The organism is Shewanella aquimarina (assembly GCF_023349185.1).
GTDB classification, from domain to species: domain Bacteria; phylum Pseudomonadota; class Gammaproteobacteria; order Enterobacterales; family Shewanellaceae; genus Shewanella; species Shewanella aquimarina.
Window position 1 is genome coordinate 410,669 of sequence record NZ_JAKIKY010000002.1, and the last position, 25,883, is coordinate 436,551.

Consider the following 25,883-nt stretch of genomic DNA (forward strand, 5'->3'; position numbering starts at 1 on the left):
CTCAGTTTTAACCAAAAAAAAGCCACCCTTTAAAAGCGGTGGCTAGGCAGTTTGAGGCTGCAAAATGGGGGGTTAAATTAGGTAGACATTCAAGCTACAGGCACCATGGGCTCCCACAACCAAGGCTTGTTCGATGTCGGCCGTTTTAGATGGACCGGCAATGAATACGCCGAACTCACCGCTGTTTAAGCCGATCTGTTTAATCGCTTCATGTAGGTTGGCGACCACCTTGTCGGCGCTCACCACCAGAAACAGGTTCTCACAGATGAAGGGAGTTACCCTGTGGCCCAGGTGTTGGTTATTGACCCAGATGGCACCATTTTCCGCCACGGCGACATCGCCTGGGATCACCGCAAAGTCGATATCTTTCAGCTCGTGAGCCGTTTCCGGGGCGCTGCGGTTGCCGGTGACACCCTCGACCTGAGAGATCACCTGCTTACCTTCTTTGATCAGCTCGTCCACCTTAGCCTGTAAGGCGGCCAGGCCGCCCTCTCTGTGCAGGGTGCCGGCGACAGTGCCTAGGTTGGTTTCAAACTGGCCGATCACATCGTCAAGACGTGGGCTGACATTGATTGGCGGCATGGCCTGAGGTGCAACCGCGACGCTTTTTAATGCATTGAGAATTGATTGCTTGCTCGACATGTTTATTGACCTCTGTTTTTGTTAAACCAAGCTTCGAAGCTGGACTTAGGTGCGACCGGCAGTTCTCTGTACTTACCCCAGGCGCCCGAGAATGGCTTGAGCAGTGACCCCGGCAGGATGCGCAGCGCGGTGCGGGCGACACTCATGGAGCAGTTGAGCATGGTCTCGCTGGCCATGAAGTTGCCGACCAGCGGCATATAGTTGCGCTTGCCGTATGGTAGCTTGCCCGCCTTGGCCTTGAGGCGACGGTGGTGATGGATGATCTTATCCAGCGGCACCTTGGTCGGACAGACATAGCTACAGCTGCCACACAGGGTACAGGCCCAAGGGATAGAGTGAGTGTCATCGGCCTGTGCACCTACGGCGATACCGATAGGGCCTGGAATCGTGTAGTTGTAGCTGTAACCACCCGAACGACGATACACGGGGCAGGTGTTCAGGCAGCCGCCACAGCGAATACACTTGAGCGATTCGGCCAGAATCTTGTCTTTCAGCATGTCGGTACGGCCATTGTCGACGATGATGATGTGCATCTCGCCGCCGTCCTGTGGACCGCGATAGAAGCTGCTGTAGGTGGTAATAGGTTGACCGGTTGCGTTGCGGGCCAGGGTGCGTAGCAAGATGGCGGCGCTGTCGAGATCTGGCACCATCTTGTCGATACCCATGGAGTGCAGCTGTAGTTTCGGCAGGTTAGCGCCCATGTCGGCGTTACCTTCGTTGGTGCAGACCACAACGGCGCCTTTATCGGCAATTGCCATGTTGACCCCTGTCATGGCCGCATCGGCCGACAGGAACTGCTCACGCAGGTGGGCGCGGGCGGCGCGGGTCAGATAGGTGGGGTCCGAGGCGCCGGCCTCTGTGCCTAGCTTGTCGTGGAAGAGGTCGCCCACTTCCTCTTTCTTCATGTGGATCGCCGGTACCACGATATGTGACGGTGGCTGCTTGGCCAGCTGGATGATGCGCTCGCCAAGGTCGGTGTCGATCACCTCTATGCCTTTGCTCTCCAGGTAAGGGTTAAGGTGACACTCTTCGGTGAGCATCGACTTAGACTTAACCAGCTTCTTCACCTGATGCTTGGCCAGTATGCTGTGCACTATCTGGTTGTGCTCGGCGCCATCTTTGGCCCAGTGCACCACGATGCCGTTGGCTTGACAGTTCTTCTCGAAGGTCTCTAAGTACTCGCCCAGGTGGGTCAGAGTATGTAGCTTCATCTCGGAGCCGAGCTGACGCAGTTGTTCCCATTCAGGCAGGCTCCCGGCGGCGCGATCGCGCTTCTCACGCAATACCCAAAGGGCCTTAGAGTGCCAATCGACGCGCGCCTCATCTTTACAGAAGATGTCGGCCTTCTTCGCATGCACGCCTGAGTTGAGTGCGGTTGTTTGACTAGACATGGTCGGCTCCTTAGAGGGCTGCGTTGATGACTTCGGCGATATGACGGGTCGCGATCGGCAATAGCTGACGGCGGATCATGCCATCCAGGTGCAGCAGGCATGATGGATCGAAGCCCACCGCATAGGTTGCCCCAGTGGCGGCGTGTGCCTGCGCCTTGTCCTTACCCATCTTGGCGGAGACGGCGCCTTCGTCGACGGCGAAGGTACCACCGAAGCCACAGCATTCGTCGCGGCGATCCGGATAGACGATTTCGATGCCTGGGATGCTGCTCAGTACGGCCTCGACCTTGTTGGTGCGTGGGCCCATCTGCTCGCTCGGTGTGGCTAAGTCCAACATGCGGATGCCGTGACAGCTCAGCTGCAGGCTGATCTTGTAGTTGAAGGCCTTGTTGTAGGCGGGAATAGGTGCGACGTCGTGAAGGAATTCGGTCAGCTCGTAGAGCTTATCGATCACCGCCTGGGCTTCCGGGCTGTCGTCGAACTCATGGAAGTTCTCCTTGGCTGCCACCAGGCAAGAGGCGGCCGGGCAGACGATGGCGTCACACTCGACGCCCTTGAAGGCATTTAACAGCTTGAGGGTGGTCTTCTTGGCTTCATCAAAACAGCCCGAGTTGGTCATGGGCTGACCGCAACAGGTTTGGCCCTTGGGCAGTATGACCTGATGGCCGAGTTTTTCGAGGAGTTCGACGGTTGCGATGCCGACATGGGGCATCATCTGGTTCACCAGACAGGGAATGAATAGGGCTATCTTCATGAAGCACTCTCTTTTTTTGATGGCTGCATGTGGGCGAATGCGCTGGCTTATCGTGCCGCTACAGGTGGCATAAGCTGGTTATTTAGCCCATGTTGCAGGGTTATTTGTGATGATAATTTAAGCTTATATCCACATAATAAGTAGTGCTAATTTAGTAAATATATATACGTATTTTTTCATTTCTGAAACAGGATGATTTCGCTCACTCATTAATGAAAAATGTCACTGATCCAGGTCAAAAAAGGCTTGATTTAAACAATTATATGAAACGGTTGTTTAAATTTTTTATTTGGGCGTACATCTGTAACCTTTTGAAAAGAATGGTCTTAATTTTAAGTTATGTTTGTAACTGTAAAATAAAGCATTTTTTTGAGGTTAGAATGTTTGATCTAATTCGTTTTTTGTGACGTAATGCACACTAGGTTTTCTGGTCGGATGAGTCTGAAAGATGAGTATTAGAACAAAATTTAAAAAAGTACTGCCGAGTATATCTACCACTGAACAAGAGGCGCTCGACGCCGGTGATGTGTGGCTAGAAGGATCTATCTATCAGGGGATCCCAGACTTCGATGCCCTGCGTCAGGTTCCGGGTGCCACCCTGTCCGATGAGGAGCAGGCCTTCCTCGACGGCCCAGTGCAGACCTTGATCGAGATGGTGGATGATTTTGCCATTCAAAACAGCCTGCACCTGCCAGATAACATTCTTAATTTCTTAAAAGAGCATAAGTTCTTCTCGCTGATCATTCCTAAGGCCTTTGGCGGCCTGGAATTCAGCCCTTATGCCAACTCAACCATAGTGGCGACCATTGCCGCCAAGAGTTCGGCGGTGGCGGTTACCGTGATGGTGCCTAACTCTTTAGGCCCTGGTGAGCTATTGATGCATTATGGCACTCAGGCTCAGCAAGATTTTTGGCTGCCGCGTCTGGCCAACGGCCAGGAGATCCCCTGTTTCGCACTGACCAGTCCAGAGGCGGGCTCGGATGCCGGTGGTATTCCCGATATCGGCACTGTCACCATGGGCGAATATCAGGGCGAGCAGGTGCTCGGCCTGTCGGTGACCTGGGACAAGCGTTATATCACCCTGGCGCCTATCGCCACCGTATTAGGTTTGGCCTTTAAGGTGGAAGATCCACAGGGTCTGTTGGGGGGCAAGGAGCAGCTAGGCATCACCTGCGCGCTGATCCCTAAGTCTCATCCAGGCGTTGAGCTGGGCAATCGCCACGACCCTATGGGCTGTCGTTTCTATAACGGGACTACTCGCGGCGAGAATGTGTTTATTCCGATGGACTTCATCATTGGTGGTCAGCAGAACATAGGTCGCGGCTGGCAGATGCTGGTGGCCTGTCTCGGCGCCGGCCGTGGTATCTCGCTACCGGCACTCGGGGTCTCTGTGAGCCAGGCATCATTTAAATCGTCGGCGGAATATGCCGCTGTGCGTGAGCAGTTTGGTCTGGCCATCGGCAAGTTCGAGGGGATTCAGGAGAAGCTGGCGGATATCGCAGGTAAGACCTATCTGCAAGAGGCGATGCGCGTGCTGACCACAGAAGGCCTGGGCCTGGGGCTTAAGCCATCAGTGGTGACTGCAATGGCTAAGTACCACATGACGGAGATTGGCCGCGATGTGCTGAACTCGGCCATGGACATTCAGGCTGGTAAGGCGATTCAGCGTGGCCCGCAAAATACCCTGGCTTCTGGCTATGTGGCGCAGCCTATCGCCATCACGGTGGAAGGGGCGAATATTCTGACCCGCAACCTGATGATCTTCGGTCAGGGCGTGATGCGCTGTCACCCTCATCTGCAAAGTATGGTGGAGGCGATTCACAGCGACGATAATGATGCCGACAAGACCTTTAACCGCATCTTCAAGCAGACAGTGGGCTACAGTGTCGGTAACAGTCTGCGTGCCTTCCGCCTAGGCCTACTGCCTTTCACTGCGGGAGCCAAGTCTGAGCTGAGCGAGGTAGTGGAATATGAGAAGGCGGTGCACAAGCTGGCGTCTAAACTGGCTGTGTATGCTGACTTCTCCTTGCTGGTGCTCGGTGGCAAGCTCAAACAGGCCGAGATGCTGTCGGCGCGTCTGGGGGATGTGATGAGCTACCTGTACGCGGCCATGGCCTCGATTCGTTACTACGAGCAGAAGGTGAGTAGCGAACATCGTGCGCAGGCCAAGCCTTATTTCGAGTATGCTACACGTTGGGCGCTGGTTAACGCCGAAAACGCGCTGCAGAGCTTCCTGGACAATTTCCCATCGGCAGCGACCCGCCAGCTGATGAAGCTGATCACCGTGACCTACTCGCCTAAGATGAAGAAGATCAACGACGACCTAGTTCGTGAACTGGCCCACGAGGCGCAGCTTAATACCCAGATCAAGCGTCAACTGACCCATCTGGTGAAGCCTGTTCCGGGCGATGGTAACGATATCAATCAGCAGGCCTATCTGGCTAAGATCGCCTGTCTGCCGCTGCTGGCCAAGGTGAAGAAGGGGTTGAAGCAGGGCTACTTCAAGTCTGGTGTCAGATTTGCGCAGACGCTGGACAGAGCCCGCGCCGCCAAGATCATCACAGAGGGCGAGCACAAGCAGTTGCTTGATTATAACCTTAAGCGTGAGCGTGCCATTCGGGTCGACGAGTTCGACTTCGACATGCAGCTAATAAGCGATAAGGCTGCGTTAAAAATAGCTTAGAGTAAGCGTTTATCCGTTAAAAGCCGCCCCTTGGGGCGGCTTTTGTCTTTGGGACCTCAGGTTTAGTGGGGGGAGCAGAAGTTAACGAAGTGTTTATCGGCCACCTTGCCAATCTTTACCATGACCAGCAGGGCGATACTCATGGCGATAAAAATGGTGGCTAACATAGGCCAATGAATTGTGCCTGACAGTGCCACGACCACAGTGCTCATCATGATAATGACGCTCCATAGGATCAATAGTCTCATCGTTTCCCCTTTCGTGTGCTGGTAAATTGATTTAGCGACACTATACCTGTGGCTAGCTGAACCAAGATTGAACGTGGGGGCTGGTGGCGATAAGCCATGAGATGACGGGTAATATTGGGTATCATAGTGAGGTCAACAAATCGGTGCATCAGCAAATCGGCGGGTAGTCTGTGCTAAAACGAAATCAGTATCGACGTGAGGGACCGGACTATCGCTGCGGCGAGCAGGTGAGCTTTCATGACATCAAGGAGGTATTTGGCCTCAACCATATTCGCCTGGGCAGCTGGGTCGAGGAGGAAGAGAAGCAAAAGGCGGCTAACCTTATCTTCGACGCCTTTGCCGATCTCGCCTTCATGTTACAGTTGCCGCCCAAGGCCATGGGGCTGAGACAGACGCTGAACCTGGCGTTTGGTACTGGTGGGCAGATGGGCGTGCAGGCGCATTATATGCCTGCCCAGCGGGAATTAGCCCTGGCAAAAAATGCCGGTGCGGGCGCCCTGGCACACGAGTTCTGGCACGCCTTCGACCACTATATTGCCACCAAGGCCTTCGACATCCCTAAGACGGGCATCGCCTTCGCCAGTCACTGCTGGCTGGCCGACCACACGCCCATAGTTCATCCCCTAAATGATCGCCTGATGCAGCTGTTTGCCTGCGTCTTGCTGAGCGGCGATGGCCAGGACAGCCATGATTATGTGCGCCGCGCCGTGGCGCTCGACAGGCAGCAGGGGAGGCAATACTTTTCCAAACCCACAGAGATGATGGCCAGGGCCTTCGAGGCCTGTATCGAGTCCCATCCCGAGATCCGCAATCCCTACCTGGTCAACGAGACCCTGGATTCGTCGCTGGCGAAGGCGGGCGGCTATCCGACTCATGAACACCGCCAGGCGATCTATCGACAATTACTGGCCTATTTCGGCCCCTTGGGCGATGCCTTGGGGCGCGAGGGATAGCCTCAATCTACCCAGTGCAGTACGTCGCGTATGATGGACCATCTGGGTTGAGTTTCGCTGGCGCCTTGGCCCAGCATCCAGTAGTTGTACAGCCGCTGCTGGTGACCATCTACCTTGCGTAGTTTCTGCCAGTTGTTGACATAGTTGAGCAGGGACTGGTTGTCCTGGGCGACGGCGTAGGCGATGGGGTATTTGGCCTTATATTCCAGTGGCGCTATGCCGTAGCCGGGGAAGAAGAGGGTCCAGGCGGAGCCCGCCTCGGCGCTGATCACCACGGCATCGTACTTATCACCCTTCTGGCGAAAGAAGTCTTTATAGCCCTCAATCTTGACGAACTCGAGGTTGGGGTAAAATGCCTTGGCATCTGCGATGATGTCACTATGCTCCACATAGGCGATAGTCACATTCTCCATCGCCTTAATCGACTCATTGCGCTTGAAGCCGCTGACCTTATGGTCTTTGGTGGCGATGGCCAGGTTAAGCAGCAGTACCGGCTCCACATAGCTGAGCTTGTCCATCTGCTCGATATCCATGGCCAGGCCAGACATGGCGATATCGAAGAAACCGGCGTCGAGTGAGGCCGCCAGCTTGTCTTTCTCGAAGGGGATAAACTCAACCTGCACACCGAGATCGTCCGCCAGACGGTTTGCCATGGCGCTGTCGAAGCCCACCAATTGGCCGGCGTTGTTGTAGTAGCTAAAGGGCACATTACTGGGGATATAACCGACCCTGAGCAGGCCGCGTGCGCGGATGGCGTTGACATCGGCAATGGGTTGCTTGGCTGTCTGGCCTAACACAGGATATTGCTTGTTGACCTTAGTCGGCACCTTATCGGCCACCTGCATGTTGGCGATAACGCCGCTGGTTACCTCTGGGCTATGAATAAACAACCCCATGCCCACCCGGCAGACGATGAGGGTGAGCACCACGCTGGCCCCCACGCCTATGGCCATCTTGAGCAGTTGCGGTGGCCTGAATCTTAGACGCTTCTCAAATAGCGCCACCGTCAGCAGTGTCAGGGCAAACAGGTTCATCACGGCGGTGATGGAGTTAAACTTGCCCGTGATGAAGCCAGACATCACAAACAGCTGGAACAGATCCTGTGGCAGATGCACCAGGTCCAGCATGAAGGGGATAGCCACATAGACGCTGCCAAATAGCGACAAGACGCCGCTGATGGAGAGCGATGGCAGGGCGCCGAGCTCTATCGGTGTGCCGTTGAACCAACCGGCGAAGAGGACGAAGAGGATCACCGTCAGCTTGCCTATGTTGGGGAAGGTGAAGGCGATGGGCACCAAGATCTCCACCAAGGTTTCGGCATCGTCGCTCAGGCTCTGATGCTCGCGCATGATCTGCTTACACTCCTCGACGATCACAGGAATGACGATGAAGATGTTGCCGGTGGCGAAGGCGGTGACCAGGCTTGCCTTACTTATCCTCAGCGCCTGGGCGAAGGTGACTGGGGTCAGTGAGGCTACAATCCAGGGCAGTACCCAGAAGGTCAGCAGTAGGCAGAGCACGAAATAGCTGATGAGATAAACCTGCATGCTGGCAAACTCATCCACCCCCATGGTGCCAGCGGCCGAGGCCGACATGGCGAAGATCCCTATAGGCAGTACCTTCACCAGCGCCTGGGTGATCTTGGAGAAGATCTCGCTGCAGGTGTGCATGAAGTTAATGATCAGCTGCTTGTTATCGCCCTCCATGCCAATCAGTGCCAGCCCCATGGCGATGGCGAAGATCACCATGGCGGGCACATAACCCTCGGCCATCGACTGGAAGGGGTTGGAGGGGATATAGAGCTTAAAGTAGTCGATGGCCGCGGCGGGCTCTATGGAGCTGGTGCTGAAGAAGGAGGCGGTCTCGACAAAGGGAAAGGAGAGCGGCATCAGGGCGACCAGTAGGAGTCCGACAGCCCAGAGCAGCAGCATGATGACGCCGGCGCGGCTGAAGATCAGGCTGGCGGTGGCGCGCTTGAGTTTACCTATGCCCCCTACCAAGGAGACCAGAATATAGGGCAATACCGTCATCTGCATCAAGAGGATCACGCTGGTGCCTATGCTGCTCATCCAGCCGACGGACTCTCCGAAAAAGAGCCCCACCGCAAAACCGACAAACATGGCGACGAGCATCTGGGTCGAGCTGGTCATGGCGAGCAGTTTCTTTAGCACGAGAGTCATTCCCTTTTTACGTATGCTTGAGTTTCCGACTGCCTGATTATAAAAGGGGCTGCGGGTTGGCAAAAGGCTTTCATCTCAATCTGTTGCGCAGCAGCACAATTAATATCTGGGCAGATAGTCGTGGCCAGTCTCATGCTAAGGCTGGCCCGAACGCTTGATGCTAGCCTCCCTCGCTAGAGGGAGAGCAGAGTATGGGACGCCTGAGGAATAGTACGCTTGGCCTCTGGGTCGAAGATACAGATGCGATCCCGCCCGGTTTCCTTCGACTGATACATGGCGCTGTCGGCGTCGTTGATTAACCGCTCCAGCTTATAGCCCGACATATTAGTGTCTGTGATGCCAAAGCTGGCAGTGACTTCAAACTCATGACCCGTCTCTGTGCAATCTATGGCGGCAATCGCCGTGCGGCAGGCCTCGGCCAGTTTAATTGCCGTCTGCAGCGTGCAGCCCGGCAGGGCGATACAAAACTCCTCGCCGCCTATGCGGGCGAAGATATCGTTCTTGCGTCCCTGGGCCTGACAGGCCTTGGCGACTCGCTTGAGTACCCAGTCACCCACGGCATGACCAAATCTGTCGTTGATCTGTTTGAAATTATCTAGGTCGAACAAGATATAGCTTAAATCGGAGGCATTGCTCTCGCAGTAGGTCAGTGCGCTCTGGGCGACCTGGGTAAAGTGACCGCGATTAAACACATGAGTCAGGGCATCGTATTCCGCCAGCTGCTTGAGTCGTTTCTGAATCGTCCACGACTTGTAGGCCCAGAAGCCCAGCAGGGTGATGATGGCGATAAGTAGCGAGATAAATAGCCGGTTGTTTTCCGCCTGGGTCTTGGCCAGCTGCTGCTCGGTGAGTAGCAGGTTGTTTTGTCTGTCCAGCAGGGCGATACGGCTCTTCTGTTCCGCCGCCTGATGCTCGGCGAGCTGGAAGGCCAGATGCTTGGTCTTGATATCGTCCAGGTATGCCTTGTCGGCCTGGGCGTACTTGACATGATAATCCAGCGCCGCCTTGTAGTTGCCGCTGAGCTCGGCGATCTGATAGAGCACCTTGTAGGCGGTAACGACCGCCTGAGTATTGCCTAAGCCCTTTGCCAAATTGACAATTTTCTCTGCCAATAAGCGAGCCTCACCTATCTTGTGATCCTGCAGATAGGCGCTGGCCAGGGTGGCGTAGACCTCGGCGATAAGCCTTGGGTAACGGGTCTTCTCTATGGCTTCCAGCGATGGAGTGAGTTGCTCATAGACCTCTGCCGTATTGCCGTCTCGCAGGTGTTTTGTGGCGATAAAGGAGTGGATGAAACTCGCCATTATCACCTCTTCATCACAGCTGGCGAGTGCGGCTTGAAGGCCGGGGGAGTCGACCTCGAGTTGATTGAGGCCAAGTTGTGCCTCTATGGCTAATCCATTGGCTATACAAGTATTTCTTTTCGATGGTTTGCTGTTCTTTAATTTTTCTGCGTATTGAATAGCCGAGTTATACTGTCCCAATTGATTAAAAAACATCGAAGCAACGGCATAGCCGTTATGTTTCAGTTCTATGTTTTGGATTTCATTGAGCAAGCTTAATAAGTTTTTTAGGTGGGATAACCCTTCAGTCCATTGGTTGGTGATCGAAAAAATATTAATTAATGATATTTCAGACCGAAGTGTAATTTCATTTGGTGTATTACTATTCTTGACTAGTCTTTTTAGCTGAGATGTTCCTTCTTCTAAGTTGCCTTTGTATGTGATCTCATAAGCTTCTAAATATGCGAGCAGTGCAAGCTGTTCCGAGTTCAACTGGTTTTTTGTTTTTCTGATCTCAGCAAGAAGTAAGGAAAATTCTTCAGGTTTACTGCTTCTTATCTCGTTTGCATGTAAAAGTTTGCTACCTAAATCAAAGCTTTCCTCTGCTTTAATGTGCAGAGGAAGTGATACGAATAAAATGCTAAATAGTAGGTAGCAAAATTTCATTTTATTGATTTACCACTGACTTGTTGTCAGATTCCTCGTTGGTTTCACTTTCATTTTCTTCTTCCTCATCTTTCGCTGGGATTAGGAAGCAAATGATATCTTTACTTGTTTTGAGAGACTCGGCAAGCTCATCACCTTTGCGGTTTATCAGAAGCTCTTTTTGTTCTGCACTAATCTGTGACTCTTCAATTGTCTGCAGTTTATCAGCTTCGGTCTGTAGCGCTGCATCCTGACCCATGCGTTCCAGTAGTTGAATAATGTTCGACATTGCTCTTCCTTAATTGTTGTTGGTAGTTAGTTTGTTATTGATTAGTTTTCGGGCATTAGGGTGTTATCGACCTGGTGAGCCGTTTCAAGTCTAGCTAGTTTATCTAGGATTGTTGGGTTTGGTCGCATCTTTTCGCTTGGCGGGATCACTAAGGTGGTGTGCATAAAAATTTCGGCATCGGCCAAATCACGCAGCGGCAGCGTTTGTTTGCGTACCTTATCTATGGGCAGCACGGCCGCCTCGTAGAGGATCACCTGATGATCTAAGGGGTAAGTTTCTGCCAGCAGCTCTATCAGCACCTGACGATGGGCCTTGCCGGTGGCGAATCTGGCCATGCTCTTGTCGCCGGCCAGGCCTATTTGCCAGAGGATCAGGTAACAGGAGGGGTCGAAGCGGCGCTGATAAAACATAAACTGACTGGCTTCAAACTGCTGGCAGCCAAATTGGCCTGGATCTATGCCAAGGTCGGCGATGAGGCAATCTTCGGCAGAGATGCCTGGTACCATGACTGCCTCGAAGCCTTCTTCGCGCGCCAGTTCCAGTGACCTATGGGGCGCCTGGGCGAATACGCCGGGGTGGCCATAGAAGGCGCCGACGACTTTCTTGCCTTGTCTGACCTCTGTTAGCATGGCGTCGACCATCTCACGATAGGTGATATGGCGTGACTTGCCCTCGTCATAGTAGACCTGTAGCGAGCGGACATCGCCGTGCATCTCTTTTAGCCAGAGTTCGACTATGCCGTTTGAAACGCCCGAGAAAACGACGTCGGCTTGTTCAATATAGCTGCGTGCCAGCGGGCAGATATGGGCGCCTAAGGTCATCCCTATGCCGACACAAGCCAGGCTTCCCGCCATGAATTTGGGTCCTGATTTCATGTATGTTAATTAAGGGTTAAAGCTAACAGCAATCGCCGAGTTTTAAAACTGCTAATTGCCTTGAATTGATGACTTATTTTTGACTTTTATAGTGCTGAGGATCGGCGAAGCAAGATTTCATCTGGCGAGTGTCATCTACTACCGAATCCATTGCTGAAAATCCTTCTGTTTCGAATATAAATCCCAGCTTTTTGACGAAACGTTCGGTGGCGAGGTTTCTGGCGGCAAAGTGAGCCTGGATGCGCTTAACCTCTAACCTGAGGTAGGCGTATTCCATTAGGGCGCCCATGGCCTCCTCTGGATAGAGCTTGCCGTTGGCCTCGGGGGTCAGCATTATGCCTATCTCGGCCTGGGTGCGATCCTCGCCCAGCCAGGTGAGCCCTTGTATGCCGATAGCGTGCTGGCTTTGCCGCTCCACTATGGCCCAGTTCATATATTGGCTATCTGGCTGAGTGCTACCAAGAGCCTGCTTCATCTGGGTTAATGCCGTTTGAAACGCCCTGTCGGCCTGGGCCTGTGTGAGCGGCGTGCCTATGTGGCGCATCACTCTCTCGTCGCAATAGAGGCGGCGATATAGCGCCTTGTCTGTCTCATTTATCGGGCGCATAGTCAGGCGCTCGCTGCAAAAAACATGATTTGGAAAGTCTTGGGTAAGTCTCGACGGGAGCTGAGGGTTACTTGGCAAGCTGGGCCTCCGACATCACTAGCGGTTTCTGCTCGGCGAAGCGAATGACGCCCTTTTCATCGACCGAGCGATCAAATATCACATAGTAGCCGCTCATCAGCGGCAGGCCGAGGATAGATTGATCCGGCCAGTTAGGCAGTTGTGACAGCAGTTTGAAGCAGGCCTTCCCCTGAGTCGGCGTGTTTATCTGCCAGTAGTGCTGGGGCGTGACAGTGATGGCGATGGGCTCGCAACCGGGCGGGCAGTCTGGGTCATCACAACTTGGCATTGCCTCATGCTCGTTTCTCGGACCGACGAAATAGAAGGTGAGATCCGGCCAGCTATCGAGTTGCAGCTCGTCCATGGGGATGCCTGTCTGCTGATAGGCGATATCGCTAAAGGGGGCTATCTGTTGGATGAAGCTGGGATTGATGGCTTCAAGCGCCTGGCTGAGCGCGCCAAACAGGTGGCGGGTGAGCACTATGGCCGAGGCGCCAGTGTCGATAATGGCGTTGCTCTGCCCCCTTAGGGTGTCACAGATATGTACCCCATGGGTGTGCAGGTGCAGGCCGTCGGGGCAGAGTTCGTTATGGTCAGGCTGAGCGTCGTCAGAAGTGGGCGCTTGCTCCGCCAGCGACTGCGTCAGCAGGCTGGGGACCATCTCATTGTCGCCGATACTCATCCCCACCAGATTGACGTTGTAATACTTGTTCTCGATCACCGCTATGGTCTTAAACTCGCCCCGATAGAGTTCGGTATGTTCCTCTCCGCCGCCTAAGATTAACCAGCCCTGGTTGAGGGGATCCTGGCCGAGGAAGGCAAAGTCGTTGGCGCTATTGGGGACGAGTACCTCCTGGCTCGCCACATGTATGCTGGAGCGGCGGGCGAAGAAGGCAAATTTATTTGGCGTCAGGCCATGACTGGTCAAGTTGCTAAAGTAGGGGGGGAGATCATTGGTGGGTTGGGTACGCAAGAAGCGCTTAAACTGACGTAGGTCTTCGCTGTTGAAGCTCTGCTCGGTCGCCTGATGCCATTGGGCGTCTGATGCCGCAGAGTTGCTGCCTGTCTGCACCATAGAAAAGTCCCGATTGGCCTCGGTGAGTATGGGACGATAGTGCTGGGTGCACAGGTGGATCTCTTCGTCGAACGGCCAGGGATGGGTGAGCGCCGGGGCTATGCCATAGTGATGAAAATAGTCTTTTAGATCATAGACCTTGTTAAGGCCATCATAGGCAAGCCCGAGTATACCGTCGGCATCGGCAAAGCTGGTTTCCTGGGCCAGGGATGACACCACGGCCACGGGGCATTGATCCAGCACTATGGGGTGATGGGCGTGGGGGACGTGATCGTCATGAAGATCGAAGTCAATCGCGTCTTCGCGAATGCCCACCCGGGTATAGACTACCGGGCCGTCCCAGCCGCCTATACCGTAGAGTACCTCCTGGGCGAAGCTGGTGGGGGTGAGGGCGCTGTCGCGCTCTTCCACATAGTCGCTGCCAGACACCACCAGGGTGCTGCTACCCGTATCTAAGATAAGATTTAGCGGGTGTTTCTCGGCGCCAATTCGCAGCTGGGCGCTGTAGCCACCTTTGGCGTAGACATTCACTAGCGGGACTTTGAGGGTGCGGGGCGTGGTTGTCGTTGAACTCATCGATGACCTTTGGGTTAAGGGAATTCATATTCTTATTATGTAAGCCATTGTTTTACTCCATCTATCTATAGGGGTCAATCTGCTGCGCGTCGAGGAGAGTCTCAGGCGTTTGCTCTGGTGTTGCTTAGGGGGCAGCGTTAGCTATGAGACTTGAGTCTATGGTCGCTAAGGAGTAAGTGCAGCTCGGGAGGGGGAAGAGCAGTTCGGGGGGAAGAGCTGCTAGAAATAAGTGAAGGTCGGGTGCAAATGCTCAGTAACAGAATCAGTAACAGAAAAAGAGCGACGCGGCCCCTTTTCACTTTCGTGTTGTCCAGCAGGCGTTAGCCAGCGGTCACCCGCACTCTTTCGATCTCCGCCTTAGGGGCTGACATCATGAAGTCCAGCTGTACCTTGGCATTGGTGACACCTGTTTTTGATGATTCATATCGCCATTGGGACAGAGCCTTCATCGCCTCGTCATCAAACATGTTGCCCGGGTAAGACTTGATGATGGTGACGTTGCTGACGTTGCCTTGCTTGTCGATTTCAAATTGCAGCTGGACATAGCCCTCGATGCGTTTCTCGGCGGCCTCGGCGGGATATGCTGGCTCGACGCGCATGACAGGGCTTGGCGCCTTGGCCTCGTTGTGGTGTTTGTCCTGGTGCTTGTCGCCTGCAACCGCGCTTTGGTTAATTAAGGCGCCCGACAAGCCCAATGTGAGTGCCAGGCCTAAAATGGCCAGAGGGCGCTTAGTGTGTGTTTTCTTCAATTGCATAATCCGCTCCTTGAGGATGGTCTTGTTTCCATAGTGAGTGTGTAGCATGCCCAGGTGGGCCTGCTGGGAGTAAGCCAATAGCGTTTGGCTATAGGCAATTCTTTGTTGTTTATCCATATGCCTGGTGACCTCGGCATCGCAGGCGATCTCCTGATCGTCACGAAAACGACGATAGGCCAGCCAGCAGACAGGGTTAAACCAGAACAGGGAGACCAGTAGATAGCCCAGCAGGTTGGCCGCAATGTCGTGACGTGCCAGATGCCTAAGCTCATGGTCGAGTATCGAGGCCTGCTGGGATTGAGTGAGTTGTTTAAAATCCATAGGTACCAAGATCACCGGCTTGAGTAGACCGGCCAGCATGGGCGAGTCTATCTGTGGGTGACACTTGATGCCCACAGAGGCTTTAGGCGTCGAACCTGCTAGCTGCATGAAGGAGAGCAGGGCCTTGGGCAGGTCGAGCCCTTGGGCTTGCGCGACAACTTGCTTGAGCCGAATGGCCTGATAGAGGAGTATGCCCAAAAGTGTCAGGCTGCCCAGCAGCCAGATGCAGCCTAGGGTCATATTCAGCGTGGCGTAATGGCTCTGGGATAGGAACTCGCTCGCCTGCACCCTAAAGTGCTGCAACTGGTACAGCGACGGATTGGTTTGTCTTGCCGGGATGAGTTGGCCCAGCACAGTGCCCGCCAGTAGTAAGGGCACGGCGACCCAGAGGGTGTAGGTGTTGTGGGCGCCTAACCTGGCTAGTAGCGGTTTGTGTAGCAGCAAGATGGCGGCGCACAACAGGGTCAGCGGCAGCATCACACTGATGATTAGGCTCATCATGAGGATTGCTCCTCTTCCCAGTCATCGATCAAGGCCTTTAGTTCGGCGATATCTTCGGGGCTCAGCTGTTTCTGCTTGGCGAAACCCGCTACCAGGGGGGCGACCTTACCGGCGAATACCCGCTCGACGAAAGATTGGCTCTCCTTGAGTTGATACTCGCTCTGATCGATCAAGGGATAGTAAAGATAGGCCCGGCCCTCTTTCTCATAACCCAGGGCCTGTTTCTTCACCAGACGGTTGAGCAGGGTCTTTACGGTTTTTTCGTGCATCCCCTGGCTACTGGCCAGAGCTTCCACCACGTCGCTGGCACCTAAGGGGGCGTTTTGCCAGATTATGTTGAGTACCGACAGCTCGGCGTTGCTGATCTCTTTCATGATTCAACCGTCTTCAATTGATTACAAGTGTAATTTTTAAATTAAGATTACATTTGTAATCAAAAGCGTCAAGCATTATTTCAGTCTTAAATTTCGTAAATCAACCCATCGACTGGCGCGACTTTGTAGTAACATCTGCTGGATATCACTCCCGTTTAGTGATTTACACTGGGATTAGCCACCGCTTGCGACCGGATTGTTGGCTATCTTTGTCGGCTATCTTTGTTAGCTATCTTTGTCGGCTATCTTTGTTAGCTATCTTTGTCGGCTATCTTTGTTAGCTATCTTTGTCGGCTATCTAAGTGTCGCAGCATTGAGGATGAGGTAGATAAAATGGATTTTTCACCACAGGTATTCACTCAGGCTTTGGCGAGAGGGCTGGCGCTGGCCTTGCTCTTACAGCCCCTTAGCGTGAGCGCCACCCAGGTGGCACAGATGTCGTCACAGGTTCAGGTACAACCCAGTCAGTTGACTATTTTCAAGCAAAATCTTGGACTGTATTTCCCCGCTAACTGGCGGCTAGCCTATAGCGACCAGCACGGCGATATGTTTTCGGCCGAGTTTGTCCCTGCCCAGGAGCTGCTGGCCCATTGGTCGTCGCTCTATTGTGTGCAGGGATTTAAAGGCATGGCTGCCAGTATCGACCCTGAGGCCTTTCTCGACGGTTTCGCCGAGCAGTACCGCATTACCTGCGAAGGGGAGATGCATTATCAGAAACTGGGCGCCAGCGAGCTAGGTGGCAAGGCAAGCTATAGCGCCATGCTAACCTGCGACAAGATGCCTCACACTCATAGGGGTGAGCAGGGCATGGATAAGCCGGTAGGTGAGATAGGCCACTACACGGTTATCGCCGGTGAGGAAGATCTGTTTCTGCTGCATCAATCGGCGCGGGGAGAGGCCTTGTTATCAACCTCTTCGCTCAAGATAGCACCGCCCATCGAGCGCATCGCCGACATGGCGAGCCTGCGTTAGTCTCGCTCGTTAGATGCAGGTTCATCTACTCGCCTCAGAGGCACAAGGGGGCGATTTTTTTAGATGCAAGTGGATCGTCTGTGAGCGAAGCGAGATTGTCATTAAATTTCAATTATATTTTTGAAACTATTGATATATTATGAAGCTTATCCAATAGGGGGCTCAGGAATGGCCCCCTCTTTATTGGAGTTTTTCGGTTAATTTACGTAAACAAAGGGAACTATATGGAATATTTTATTGGTGCGTTGAAGAAGTTTGCTGATTTCACCGGTCGCGCGCGTCGCAAAGAATTTTGGATGTTTACCCTGTTCTACATCATCTTCTATGCCGTGGCGGCAACCATAGATGTGGTGACAGGTCTGTATATGCTGAGCGGTATCTTCTCGCTGGCACTGCTGATCCCAACTCTCGCTATCTCGGCCAGACGCCTACACGACACCGGCCGTTCGGGCTGGTGGCAGCTGATCGGTCTGATCCCGCTCATCGGCGCTATCGTGCTGATCGTCTTCTATGTACAAGACAGCGTTGAAGGCAACGAATATGGCGACAATCCTAAGGCATTAGCCGAGGCCTGATATCGTTAGCGATATGATGACGCAATCATGTGATGAAGGAGGCTTAGGCCTCCTTCATTGTTTTGAGGGCGCTAAGCTGTCTTTAGGGCGTGAACCTGCTCCCTTGGCGAAGATTTGGATGAGGCCGAGCCTGGGAGTATTAGACATTTATACGTGTAGACGTCTATAATGTCCGCGTTCTGTCACTGGGCCTGGAGAGCCTCTCCTCAACGCCGCACATAAGCCGCGGCTTGCCATGAGACAGAGCATGACCAAATTCATACCAATCACAGTAAGTAAGCGATCAGAAATAGCGTCGGAAAAACGTTTTAGAACAAGTTAGAATTTTTAGATAAGTAGTTATTCTACAATCGAAAAATCTAACGCAGTTATCGAACGTTTTAACAAGCTAGGATGATCGACTATTTACTACGATTGGTATTAGTCAACCTTATGTGGTGCCTGTGGCGCGAGACGACACGGGATAATCGGGAAGCCAGTGAGAATCTGGCACTGCCCCCGCAACGGTGATAGGTGAGAGCTGGGTGCGCCATGCCTTTAACATCATGGCGTTAAAAAAATCTATGCTCGTCGTTTAAATACTTTGTTTAGACTTAGCCTCAGTCCGGAGACCGGCCCTTAAGGTGATTTTGAGATTTCGGCGGGCAGATCTCGAAATGCGACCCTGGCGGTTTGATGGACTGCGCCCAGTCGTGACGCCTTGCCCTGTTTCCCTTTTAGGAGTTAAAGGAAAATGGGTACACAACCTAGTAAAATTGCGCTACTGCTTGGCGCCTGTCTGGCCGGGAGCTTTCCTGTCTTAGCGGCGACGTCGGGCACCCCTGGGCCTGTGGACGAAACCATCACGGTTATCGGCCGCACCGAAAACACCCCTATCAATATCGCGGCTAACGTCAATGTGATCGACGCCGCCGCCATCGAACTTAGCGGTGCCACCAACCTCACCGAGCTGCTGCGCGGACAGAGCGGCATTCAGGTATCAGATTCAAACTCGGGTGCCGTGTTTGCCATGCGCGGTTTCAGTGCTAGTCAGGCCGTCAACAACACCTTGATCCTGATCGATGGTCGTCGCCTCAATAACATCGATATCGCCGCGCCGAGCATCAGTGCCATCGGGCTCAATCAGGTGGAGCGAATCGAGATCCTCTCAGGCAGCGCCGGTGTGCTTTATGGTGATCAGGCAGTTGGCGGGGTGATCAACATTATCACCAAGGCGCCGAAAGATAACGGCGGCAGCCTGCAGCTCTCCGGCGGCAGCTTCGACACCCTTGAGGCCAAGGCCGAAGGGTCGGTCGCCATCAACGACAACTGGCGCCTCTATGGCGCGGCCAACCATCTCAAGAGCGATAACTATCGCGATCACAATGCCAGCAAGACCAGCTCAGTGCTGGGACGCCTGCAGTATGACGATGAAGTGCAGCAGTTCTTCGCTGAGGCGAGTCACTATGACAACCACCGCGAACTGGCTGCTGCGCTGAATGACGATCAGCTCAAGCAAAAACCAAGACAGATGGGTGATCTGAAGCAAGGCGATCTCTTTATCGATGCCTACCTGCATGAGATGACCACGGCGGCCCGCACCGGCTATCAGCGACAACTGAATGAAGCCTGGTCGCTGGGCGCCGACCTTAACTACAGCGACACCCTGACAACCGGGTTAAGCACCTGGAACACAAGCCGCCGCGATACCCGCTCCCTGCTGGAGTTTAAACCCAAGGCTGTGGCTAACATCAAGACGGATAACGGCGAGCTTAAGCTGGTGACCGGCCTGGATTTGAGCCGCGGCGAGGCGACATTTAGCAATCGCAGCAATGTGCAGAAGCTGGCCAGCGCCTATCTGCAGGCGACCGTGCCCCTCACCGAGAGCTTCAGCTATGTGGTGGGCGGTCGTTATGCCGAGGTGACAGATGAGCTGGTGGACGCCAGTGCCTATCCAAATGGGATAGATCTGGATCAGGATGCCCATGCATTCGAGCTTGGCATCAACTATCGCCCGAGCCAGCAACATAGATTCTACCTGCGGGTCGACGATAACTTCCGTTTCGCCAAGGTGGATGAGCAGGCCTATACCCCGGCTAGCATTCAGGGACTCAAGCCTCAGACGGGTCGCTCCTACGAGGCGGGCTGGGATCTGCTGCTCGAGCGCAATAGCCTGCGCCTGAGTGCCTATCGTCTGGATCTCGAAGATGAGATCGTCTTCGACCCGAGCGCCGAGACCCCCGTGGGTGGTAGTTTCCCCGGCGCCAACGTGAACGCCGATGCTTCGCGTCGCTATGGTGTGAGCGCCGATTGGGACTGGCAGGTGAGTCAGGATGTTCAGCTGGGCCTCGAGTACAACTATATCGATGCCGAGTTCACCGAAGGGGTTAACGAGGGCAAGGCGCTCTCCTGGGTAGCCAAGAACAGTGGCCGTGGCTATGTCAGCTATGATGTGTACCAGCACCTACAGCTCTTCGTCGAGGGTGTCTACACCGGTGAGCGCTACATGGAGGGCGATAATGCCAACCAGGGAGACAAGCTCGATGCCTATACCCTGGCAAACATCGCCATCAACTATAGCCGCGATGCCTGGCTGGCCAGCCTGCGAGTCGACAACCTGCTGGACAAGGAATATGTCAGCTCAGGTTACTTCAGCACCTGGGGTAGCGGTTATTACCCTGGCACGGGGCGCGCGCTGCGCCTGACCGCCAGTTACCGCTTCTAGAGCTGTTAAAGTCCTAAGAGCCAGTCATACTTGACTGGCTTTTTTATTGCCCGCTGTTCATCATAGGGCATAGATCATTTGGGAGTCTGTGGGATGAAATTTAAGTGGCTGCTCTTGCCCGTTATATTACTAGCGATCATCACCTTCTGGCCCGCCAGTGGCCCCTCGTTTGCTCCGCTGGCCAGCGATGCCAGGATCCTCGCCTTCGGCGATAGCCTGACCCAAGGCGTGGGGGCCAGCACCGGCATGGATTATCCCAGCCAATTGCAGAGGATGAGCGGGCGAGCGGTGATTAACGCTGGTATCTCGGGGGAGACAAGCGCCCAGGGGCTAACGCGTTTTTCCCGGGTGCTTGATGAGATGGCGCCGGACCTTATCATCTTGCTCGAGGGCGGCAATGATTTTTTGCGCAATAGCAGCGCGGCGCAGGTGGAGGCCAATTTGGCCGCCATGCTCGCTGAGGCGCAGCGGCGAGATATTCCTGTCGTGCTGATCGGCGTTCCCCAGAAGAGCATCTGGCTGGAAACTGCGCCCCTGTACGGGCAGTTGGCGGCGCAATATCAACCGCTATTTATTGAGGATTTTCTGACAGAGCTGCTAAAATTATCAGAGGTAAAATCTGATGCGATTCACCTCAATGATGATGGCTATCGCCGCCTCGCCGAGCACCTTTACCGGCGTCTGCAACAGGCTGGTGCCTTATAGTTTCGATGGCGTTGGCAGCGAGTAAATATGCCCCCGGCTTTAGGCCAATCTATGGATGCCACCGCTTGGTTAAATGACGGAATTTTGTCGTTTAATCAGGCCGAAAGGGTTAGCGTGAGTGGCAAGATGAATTTATTTAGGTTAATGTCCGTTTTTCCCCCAAATCGACTTGACCCAGACAGTCGTTTTATGGGTAAATTCTCGGATAACAAACGGCGCCGTGCCAATAATAAATCAGGTTAATGACTTCTCATGACAGATCTTGAGCATCAGGTATTCACTCAAGTACGTGCAATTATTGCCAATGAAGAACAGGTTATCGGGCGACGGGGTATTTTGATCCCGTTGAAGAAAGCCATTATTGCCGATGGCGATATTCGCAATGTGATCGATATCGTCTCTTCCGATCCCGCCCTGGCGGCGCACCTGCTATGGCGCAGTAATTCGGCGGCCAATGCCGGTGGCATAGTCTCCTCGAAGAACCGTTCATTGAAAGATGCCCTGGTGCGCCTGGGGCAGGTCAATATCTACCGTTATGCCTTCACCTTCTATCTCAAGGAGCGCCTCGATGAGCTGCCTCAGCCTTATAAGAAGCTGGTGTATGGCTACTGGGCACTTACCGAGAGCATAGCCACAGACGCCGTCGATAGCCTGCATCATATGGAAGGGGTAAACATCAATCCCGATGAGGTACAGACCCTGGCGCTGTTTAGTGTGTTTGGCGAGATCATCGCCCTGACCGCCTTCGCCTATCTGAATGCCGAGTCGGAGCAGTCGTTCCCGCTCTCCATCATCAAGTCGTTGATCGATAATCAGAAGCAGACCCTGACGTTGGAAGCCTTCGATTCCTTAGGCCTGGACGAAGAGCTTAGAGAAGAGTTTATGATCGCCCACAACCTGCGTCAGACCCGTAACCCAGACTCTCCGGGCCTAGTGCTGCGCCGGGTGCTTTCCATGCGCAATCAACTGCTCAACCCGCTCTAGGGCCTGTTGACCTTTTACGTTCATTTTTGCAGCATTCTGTATCGATTTTATACAAGGCAGAGTGATTGTAATCTAGTGAGCTACATCAATGAGCGATAACGCAGTAGAAAAATGATACAGACGCTGCCCGCAGGGTTCGTCTTGAGCACGTTCAACTCTTTGTTACTCGGCTTTTATATAGAATAACTATATCTCAAGCCTCGAGCCGCGATTTGAACGTGCTCAATTAGAATAAAATTTGTTCTCAAAAGGCCAACAGGCCCTAGGGCCTTCGACCAGATAAAAGAAAACCTGCCAAGTGCAGGTTTTTTTTGTGTCTTGATTTTGGTGATATGAAACAGGGTCTAATGCCCCTGGCGTTCCAGTCCCTCTGAGGTCACCAGATTGAGCCATTGCTGGGCGAGACGCGCACTGCTGCCATTGCTGCGATAGGCGCCAAACAGGGGACGCTTGAGTCCTTCTGGCCCAAGTTTTACCGCCTTAAGCGACAGGCCGTGTGCCTCGTTGATTGACCAGTTAGGCAGGGCAGCGACCCCATCCTTACAGGCGATGCGCTGTAGCAACATAGCGGTGAGATCGCAGCGGATCTGCTTGGCTACAGGCACCCCGGCAGGCTCCAAGAAGTGCCGGTAGATATCCAGTCTGTCGAGCGGTACAGGGTAGGTGAGCAGGGTCTGATCCTTAAGCTGCGCCGCCGTGACATAGGGGAGTTCGGCCAGCGGATGGTCTGCCGCGACCAATAGCTTGACCTCGAAATCGAATAGATGCTGATAGGCGATATCATGATCCGGAATAGGGTCTGAGGTGAGCACTACGTCCAGTTGTCCCTGCTTGAGTGCGGTCAGTGAATCGAACAGATGACGGCTCGACAGCTCCAGATTGGTGTGGGGAAAGCCGGCATTAAACTGCTCGATCACCGGCATCAGCCAGCGAAAGCAGCTGTGACACTCTATGCCGACAAAGAGATCTCTAGCCTCGCTGCCCAGGCCATTCTTGAGATCGATTTCGGTTTCTATCACCTTAGGCAAGATCTCTTCGGCGAGATTGAGCAGACGGGCGCCCTCCTGGGTAAAGGAGAGGGGTTTACTCTTACGCACGAAAATCGCCGAGTTGATGCGGGTCTCCAGTTCCTTGATCTGGTGGGATAAGGCCGACTGGGTGACAAAGCGCTTCTTGGCTGCGCCCGCGAGACTGCCGCTCTCTTTCAGGGCGACCAATGTACGTAAATGCCTAAGCTCTATCATTTTTACCTCACATGAATTTGGCTCATGTTGCTCGTGAAATCAATTCGATTGCGAGACAACAGATTAGCACAATAAACTTCTAGACGTCCAGACGCCTGTTTTGGTTTGTTGTGCAATTTCAGTTCTCAAACCTGGATTGCGATGACAGCGAAGGGCGCTAACCATGAATTTCGCTCATCTTAATGCAAAAGGTATACAATATGCAAACTCTAGATATTGCTTCATTAGGCTTTCCACGAATCGGTCGTCAACGGGAACTCAAATTTGCCCTGGAAAAGTATTGGCGTGGCGAGATTGACCAGGCTCAGCTGCAATCGGTTGCCAGTGAGCTACGTCAAACCCACTGGCAGTGGCAGCAGGCGGCGGGCGTGAAACTGCTGCCGGTGGGGGACTTTGCCTTCTACGATCAGGTACTCACCCTTAGCGCCACCATAGACGCCATCCCCGAGCGTCATCGCAGCGGCGAGCAGGTGGATCTAGATACCCTGTTTCGTGTGGCTCGCGGTCGAGCGCCCACTGGAGAGGCTTGCCGCGCCGCTCAGATGAAGAAATACTTCAATACCAACTACCACTACATAGTGCCGGAGCTCAGGACGGGGCAGCGCTTCGAAATAGTCTATGAGCAGCTGTTCGACGAGGTGGCCGAGGCTAAATCCCTGGGGCATCAGCCTAAGCCGGTATTGCTTGGCCCGCTTAGCTACCTCTATCTTGCCAAGTGCGAGGGCGAGCCCTTCGACAAGCTGAGCCTGCTGCACAACTTGCTCGAGGCCTACCAAGCGATTCTGGCGCGCTTTGCCGACCAGGGCGTGACCTGGGTGCAGCTCGACGAGCCTATCTTGGCGCTAGAGCTAGATGATGACTGGCTGGCGGCCTTCGCACCAGCCTACGCAGAACTCGGTGGTCAGGGGGTTAAGCTGCTGCTGGCCAGCTACTATGGCTCTGTGGCCCATCATCATGGGGTGATCAAGGAACTCGAGGTTGACGGTTTGCACCTGGATCTGGTGAGCGATGCCCAGCAGCTTAAGCAGTTTGCCGCCAGCCTAAAGCCTGCCCAGGTGCTTAGCCTTGGGGTGATCAACGGCCGCAACGTGTGGGCGGCGGATCTCGATATCTTGGCCGAGCGTCTGCGCGGTGTGGTGGCGGATCTTGGTGAGCGTGTCTGGCTGGCGCCTTCCTGTTCGCTCTTACACGTGCCCGTGGATCTGGAGAGCGAGACCGAGCTGGCGCCAGAGCTCGCCAATCAACTCAGCTTTGCCAAGCAGAAACTCGACGAGCTGGCGGCGCTGCGCACCTTGTTGCTTACCCCACAGAGCGAGGCAGCCCAGGCGATAGTGATGCGCTGTGAGGCGAGGCGTAAGGCCCGTGAGCAGGCGGCCAACCCTGAGGTGCAGGCGAGGCTCAAGGGGTTAACGCCTGCAGATTTCACCCGTGGTAGCGGCTTTGGCGAGCGCCGCCGCAAGCAGCAGGCTCGTTTTCGTTTGCCGCTGCTACCTACCACCACCATAGGCTCTTTCCCACAGACGCCGGCCATTCGCGGCCTGCGTAGTCGCTGGCGTAAGGGGGAGCTGACCGAGCAGGCCTATGTGGCCCAGCTCGAGGCGGTGACCCGAGACAGCATCAGCCGTCAGCTCAAGCTGGGCATAGATGTTCTGGTCCACGGTGAGGCTGAGCGCAACGACATGGTGGAATACTTCGGCGAGCAGCTCGATGGCGTGGGCTTTACCCAGTTTGCCTGGGTGCAGAGCTATGGCTCGCGCTGCGTCAAGCCGCCGCTCATCTACGGTGATGTGTCGCGCCGTCAGCCGATGACACTCTCCTGGGCCTGCTTCGCCCAGAGCCTGACCGACAGGCCGGTGAAGGGCATGTTGACCGGCCCTGTGACCATCTTGCATTGGTCTTTCGCTCGGGAAGATATCGGCCGTGAACAGATAGCCAATCAGCTAGCCCTGGCCATTCGCGACGAAGTGGCCGACTTGCAGGCGGCGGGGATAGGCATCATTCAGATAGATGAGCCGGCGTTTCGAGAGGGGCTGCCGCTCAAGGCCAGCGAGTGGCAGCACTATCTCGACTGGGCGGTGGCCGCCTTCAAGCTCAGCGCCGCGGGCGCGGAGGATGAGACCCAGATCCATACCCACATGTGTTACAGCGAGTTCAACGCCACCATAGACGCCATCGCCGCCATGGATGCGGATGTGATCACCATAGAGACCTCGCGCTCGCATATGGAGCTGCTCAATGCCTTCGAGGACTTCGAGTATCCCAACGAGATAGGCCCTGGGGTATATGACATCCATAGCCCCAATCTTCCAACGGTTGAGGAGATGGTGGCGCTTATCGAGAAGGCGGCGACCAAGATCCCCGTGGGCCAGCTCTGGGTCAATCCCGACTGTGGTCTCAAGACCCGTACCTGGGATGAGGTGGAGCCGGCGCTGGCTAACATGGTGAAGGCGACCAAGGAGCTGAGGCGACGCCTGGGCTAGGCCGAGTCTC

Annotated in this window: 21 protein-coding genes and 1 riboswitch; of the genes, 8 read left to right on the forward strand and 13 right to left on the reverse strand. The window is 54.2% G+C overall.

Going from position 1 to position 25,883, the window contains the following annotated elements; translation table 11 throughout:
* Nucleotides 1–72 precede the first annotated feature (72 nt).
* The 3 genes from L2731_RS03945 to L2731_RS03955 are packed head-to-tail and all read right to left on the reverse strand — an operon-like array spanning nucleotide 73 to nucleotide 2,787.
* Nucleotides 73–642 carry a LutC/YkgG family protein gene (locus L2731_RS03945; RefSeq protein WP_249251923.1) on the reverse strand — a complete coding sequence of 190 codons (570 nt, stop codon included), beginning with the start codon at nucleotides 640–642 and terminating at the stop codon, nucleotides 73–75.
* 2 nt (nucleotides 643–644) lie between these two features.
* Nucleotides 645–2,033, reverse strand: coding sequence for a lactate utilization protein B (locus L2731_RS03950; protein ID WP_041508641.1), 1,389 nt, complete (start codon nucleotides 2,031–2,033; stop codon nucleotides 645–647).
* A 10-nt stretch (nucleotides 2,034–2,043) separates the two neighbouring features.
* Nucleotides 2,044–2,787 (reverse strand): (Fe-S)-binding protein, encoded by a 744-nt coding sequence (locus L2731_RS03955; protein ID WP_249251924.1) that lies wholly within the window; start codon nucleotides 2,785–2,787, stop codon nucleotides 2,044–2,046.
* A gap of 448 nt (nucleotides 2,788–3,235) precedes the next feature.
* On the opposite strand from L2731_RS03955, the gene L2731_RS03960 reads away from it, so the two are divergent.
* Nucleotides 3,236–5,470: an acyl-CoA dehydrogenase gene (locus tag L2731_RS03960; protein ID WP_249251925.1), complete on the forward strand. Its 2,235-nt coding sequence runs from the start codon at nucleotides 3,236–3,238 to the stop codon at nucleotides 5,468–5,470.
* A gap of 62 nt (nucleotides 5,471–5,532) precedes the next feature.
* Here the strand turns inward: L2731_RS03960 and L2731_RS03965 are convergent, their stop codons facing one another.
* Nucleotides 5,533–5,718 (reverse strand): hypothetical protein, encoded by a 186-nt coding sequence (locus L2731_RS03965; RefSeq protein WP_220043187.1) that lies wholly within the window; start codon nucleotides 5,716–5,718, stop codon nucleotides 5,533–5,535.
* A gap of 170 nt (nucleotides 5,719–5,888) precedes the next feature.
* On the opposite strand from L2731_RS03965, the gene L2731_RS03970 reads away from it, so the two are divergent.
* Nucleotides 5,889–6,671 (forward strand): CLCA_X family protein, encoded by a 783-nt coding sequence (locus tag L2731_RS03970; protein ID WP_249251926.1) that lies wholly within the window; start codon nucleotides 5,889–5,891, stop codon nucleotides 6,669–6,671.
* Nucleotides 6,672–6,673: 2 nt separating this feature from the next.
* On the opposite strand, the gene L2731_RS03975 is transcribed toward L2731_RS03970, so the two are convergent.
* The 8 genes from L2731_RS03975 to L2731_RS04010 form a co-directional block, all read right to left on the reverse strand.
* Complete coding sequence (locus tag L2731_RS03975; RefSeq protein WP_249251927.1) at nucleotides 6,674–8,851, reverse strand: cation:dicarboxylate symporter family transporter; 2,178 nt, start codon at nucleotides 8,849–8,851, stop codon at nucleotides 6,674–6,676.
* A gap of 173 nt (nucleotides 8,852–9,024) precedes the next feature.
* Nucleotides 9,025–10,155, reverse strand: a complete 1,131-nt coding sequence (locus L2731_RS03980) for a GGDEF domain-containing protein (protein WP_249251928.1) — start codon at nucleotides 10,153–10,155, stop codon at nucleotides 9,025–9,027.
* A gap of 646 nt (nucleotides 10,156–10,801) precedes the next feature.
* Nucleotides 10,802–11,068 carry a hypothetical protein gene (locus tag L2731_RS03985; protein WP_249251929.1) on the reverse strand — a complete coding sequence of 89 codons (267 nt, stop codon included), beginning with the start codon at nucleotides 11,066–11,068 and terminating at the stop codon, nucleotides 10,802–10,804.
* A gap of 41 nt (nucleotides 11,069–11,109) precedes the next feature.
* Entirely contained in the window at nucleotides 11,110–11,922 is an 813-nt protein-coding gene (locus L2731_RS03990; RefSeq protein ID WP_249251930.1) for an SAM-dependent methyltransferase, read from the reverse strand.
* A gap of 94 nt (nucleotides 11,923–12,016) precedes the next feature.
* Nucleotides 12,017–12,550, reverse strand: coding sequence for a GNAT family N-acetyltransferase (locus tag L2731_RS03995; RefSeq protein WP_249251931.1), 534 nt, complete (start codon nucleotides 12,548–12,550; stop codon nucleotides 12,017–12,019).
* A gap of 67 nt (nucleotides 12,551–12,617) precedes the next feature.
* The gene (locus L2731_RS04000; RefSeq protein WP_249251932.1) at nucleotides 12,618–14,258 is read right to left on the reverse strand and encodes a pepsin-like aspartyl protease; all 1,641 of its coding nucleotides are present in this window, start codon (nucleotides 14,256–14,258) and stop codon (nucleotides 12,618–12,620) included.
* A 320-nt stretch (nucleotides 14,259–14,578) separates the two neighbouring features.
* Nucleotides 14,579–15,835, reverse strand: coding sequence for a M56 family metallopeptidase (locus L2731_RS04005; protein WP_249251933.1), 1,257 nt, complete (start codon nucleotides 15,833–15,835; stop codon nucleotides 14,579–14,581).
* Nucleotides 15,832–16,209, reverse strand: coding sequence for a BlaI/MecI/CopY family transcriptional regulator (locus L2731_RS04010; protein ID WP_249251934.1), 378 nt, complete (start codon nucleotides 16,207–16,209; stop codon nucleotides 15,832–15,834). The genes L2731_RS04005 and L2731_RS04010 overlap by 4 nt, the downstream gene beginning before the upstream one ends.
* A 333-nt stretch (nucleotides 16,210–16,542) precedes the next feature.
* On the opposite strand from L2731_RS04010, the gene L2731_RS04015 reads away from it, so the two are divergent.
* From L2731_RS04015 to L2731_RS04035, 5 genes are all read left to right on the forward strand, one after another.
* The gene (locus L2731_RS04015; protein WP_249251935.1) at nucleotides 16,543–17,181 is read left to right on the forward strand and encodes a hypothetical protein; all 639 of its coding nucleotides are present in this window, start codon (nucleotides 16,543–16,545) and stop codon (nucleotides 17,179–17,181) included.
* A 224-nt stretch (nucleotides 17,182–17,405) separates the two neighbouring features.
* Nucleotides 17,406–17,756 (forward strand): DUF805 domain-containing protein, encoded by a 351-nt coding sequence (locus L2731_RS04020; protein WP_249251937.1) that lies wholly within the window; start codon nucleotides 17,406–17,408, stop codon nucleotides 17,754–17,756.
* A gap of 418 nt (nucleotides 17,757–18,174) precedes the next feature.
* A riboswitch (cobalamin riboswitch) is annotated at nucleotides 18,175–18,389 on the forward strand.
* Nucleotides 18,390–18,489: 100 nt separating this feature from the next.
* Entirely contained in the window at nucleotides 18,490–20,460 is a 1,971-nt protein-coding gene (locus L2731_RS04025; RefSeq protein WP_249251939.1) for a TonB-dependent receptor, read from the forward strand.
* A 93-nt stretch (nucleotides 20,461–20,553) separates the two neighbouring features.
* Nucleotides 20,554–21,165 (forward strand): arylesterase, encoded by a 612-nt coding sequence (locus L2731_RS04030; protein ID WP_249251940.1) that lies wholly within the window; start codon nucleotides 20,554–20,556, stop codon nucleotides 21,163–21,165.
* Nucleotides 21,166–21,417: 252 nt separating this feature from the next.
* On the forward strand, nucleotides 21,418–22,149 hold the full coding sequence (locus tag L2731_RS04035; protein WP_041508692.1) for an HDOD domain-containing protein: 732 nt from the start codon (nucleotides 21,418–21,420) through the stop codon (nucleotides 22,147–22,149).
* A 344-nt stretch (nucleotides 22,150–22,493) separates the two neighbouring features.
* Here the strand turns inward: L2731_RS04035 and L2731_RS04040 are convergent, their stop codons facing one another.
* Entirely contained in the window at nucleotides 22,494–23,393 is a 900-nt protein-coding gene (locus tag L2731_RS04040; RefSeq protein WP_249251941.1) for a LysR family transcriptional regulator, read from the reverse strand.
* A 200-nt stretch (nucleotides 23,394–23,593) separates the two neighbouring features.
* Between L2731_RS04040 and metE the strand changes: the two genes are divergently transcribed.
* Complete coding sequence (gene metE / locus L2731_RS04045) at nucleotides 23,594–25,873, forward strand: 5-methyltetrahydropteroyltriglutamate--homocysteine S-methyltransferase (RefSeq protein ID WP_249251942.1); 2,280 nt, start codon at nucleotides 23,594–23,596, stop codon at nucleotides 25,871–25,873.
* The last annotated feature ends 10 nt before the right edge of the window (nucleotides 25,874–25,883 follow it).

What these genes read in the sequence shown, in the direction of transcription:
- L2731_RS03965 (WP_220043187.1), bottom strand. Translation starts at nt 5,718, where the DNA reads ATGAGACTATTGATCCTATGGAGCGTCATTATCATGATGAGCACTGTG.
- L2731_RS03995 (WP_249251931.1), bottom strand. Translation starts at nt 12,550, where the DNA reads ATGCGCCCGATAAATGAGACAGACAAGGCGCTATATCGCCGCCTCTAT.
- L2731_RS03985 (WP_249251929.1), bottom strand. Translation starts at nt 11,068, where the DNA reads ATGTCGAACATTATTCAACTACTGGAACGCATGGGTCAGGATGCAGCG.
- L2731_RS03975 (WP_249251927.1), bottom strand. Translation starts at nt 8,851, where the DNA reads ATGACTCTCGTGCTAAAGAAACTGCTCGCCATGACCAGCTCGACCCAG.
- L2731_RS04000 (WP_249251932.1), bottom strand. Translation starts at nt 14,258, where the DNA reads ATGAGTTCAACGACAACCACGCCCCGCACCCTCAAAGTCCCGCTAGTG.
- L2731_RS03945 (WP_249251923.1), bottom strand. Translation starts at nt 642, where the DNA reads ATGTCGAGCAAGCAATCAATTCTCAATGCATTAAAAAGCGTCGCGGTT.
- L2731_RS04010 (WP_249251934.1), bottom strand. Translation starts at nt 16,209, where the DNA reads ATGAAAGAGATCAGCAACGCCGAGCTGTCGGTACTCAACATAATCTGG.
- L2731_RS04040 (WP_249251941.1), bottom strand. Translation starts at nt 23,393, where the DNA reads ATGATAGAGCTTAGGCATTTACGTACATTGGTCGCCCTGAAAGAGAGC.
- L2731_RS03960 (WP_249251925.1), top strand. Translation starts at nt 3,236, where the DNA reads ATGAGTATTAGAACAAAATTTAAAAAAGTACTGCCGAGTATATCTACC.
- L2731_RS04025 (WP_249251939.1), top strand. Translation starts at nt 18,490, where the DNA reads ATGGGTACACAACCTAGTAAAATTGCGCTACTGCTTGGCGCCTGTCTG.
- L2731_RS04015 (WP_249251935.1), top strand. Translation starts at nt 16,543, where the DNA reads ATGGATTTTTCACCACAGGTATTCACTCAGGCTTTGGCGAGAGGGCTG.
- L2731_RS04030 (WP_249251940.1), top strand. Translation starts at nt 20,554, where the DNA reads ATGAAATTTAAGTGGCTGCTCTTGCCCGTTATATTACTAGCGATCATC.
- metE (WP_249251942.1), top strand. Translation starts at nt 23,594, where the DNA reads ATGCAAACTCTAGATATTGCTTCATTAGGCTTTCCACGAATCGGTCGT.
- L2731_RS03980 (WP_249251928.1), bottom strand. Translation starts at nt 10,155, where the DNA reads ATGGCGAGTTTCATCCACTCCTTTATCGCCACAAAACACCTGCGAGAC.
- L2731_RS04020 (WP_249251937.1), top strand. Translation starts at nt 17,406, where the DNA reads ATGGAATATTTTATTGGTGCGTTGAAGAAGTTTGCTGATTTCACCGGT.
- L2731_RS03955 (WP_249251924.1), bottom strand. Translation starts at nt 2,787, where the DNA reads ATGAAGATAGCCCTATTCATTCCCTGTCTGGTGAACCAGATGATGCCC.
- L2731_RS03950 (WP_041508641.1), bottom strand. Translation starts at nt 2,033, where the DNA reads ATGTCTAGTCAAACAACCGCACTCAACTCAGGCGTGCATGCGAAGAAG.
- L2731_RS03990 (WP_249251930.1), bottom strand. Translation starts at nt 11,922, where the DNA reads ATGGCGGGAAGCCTGGCTTGTGTCGGCATAGGGATGACCTTAGGCGCC.
- L2731_RS04005 (WP_249251933.1), bottom strand. Translation starts at nt 15,835, where the DNA reads ATGATGAGCCTAATCATCAGTGTGATGCTGCCGCTGACCCTGTTGTGC.
- L2731_RS04035 (WP_041508692.1), top strand. Translation starts at nt 21,418, where the DNA reads ATGACAGATCTTGAGCATCAGGTATTCACTCAAGTACGTGCAATTATT.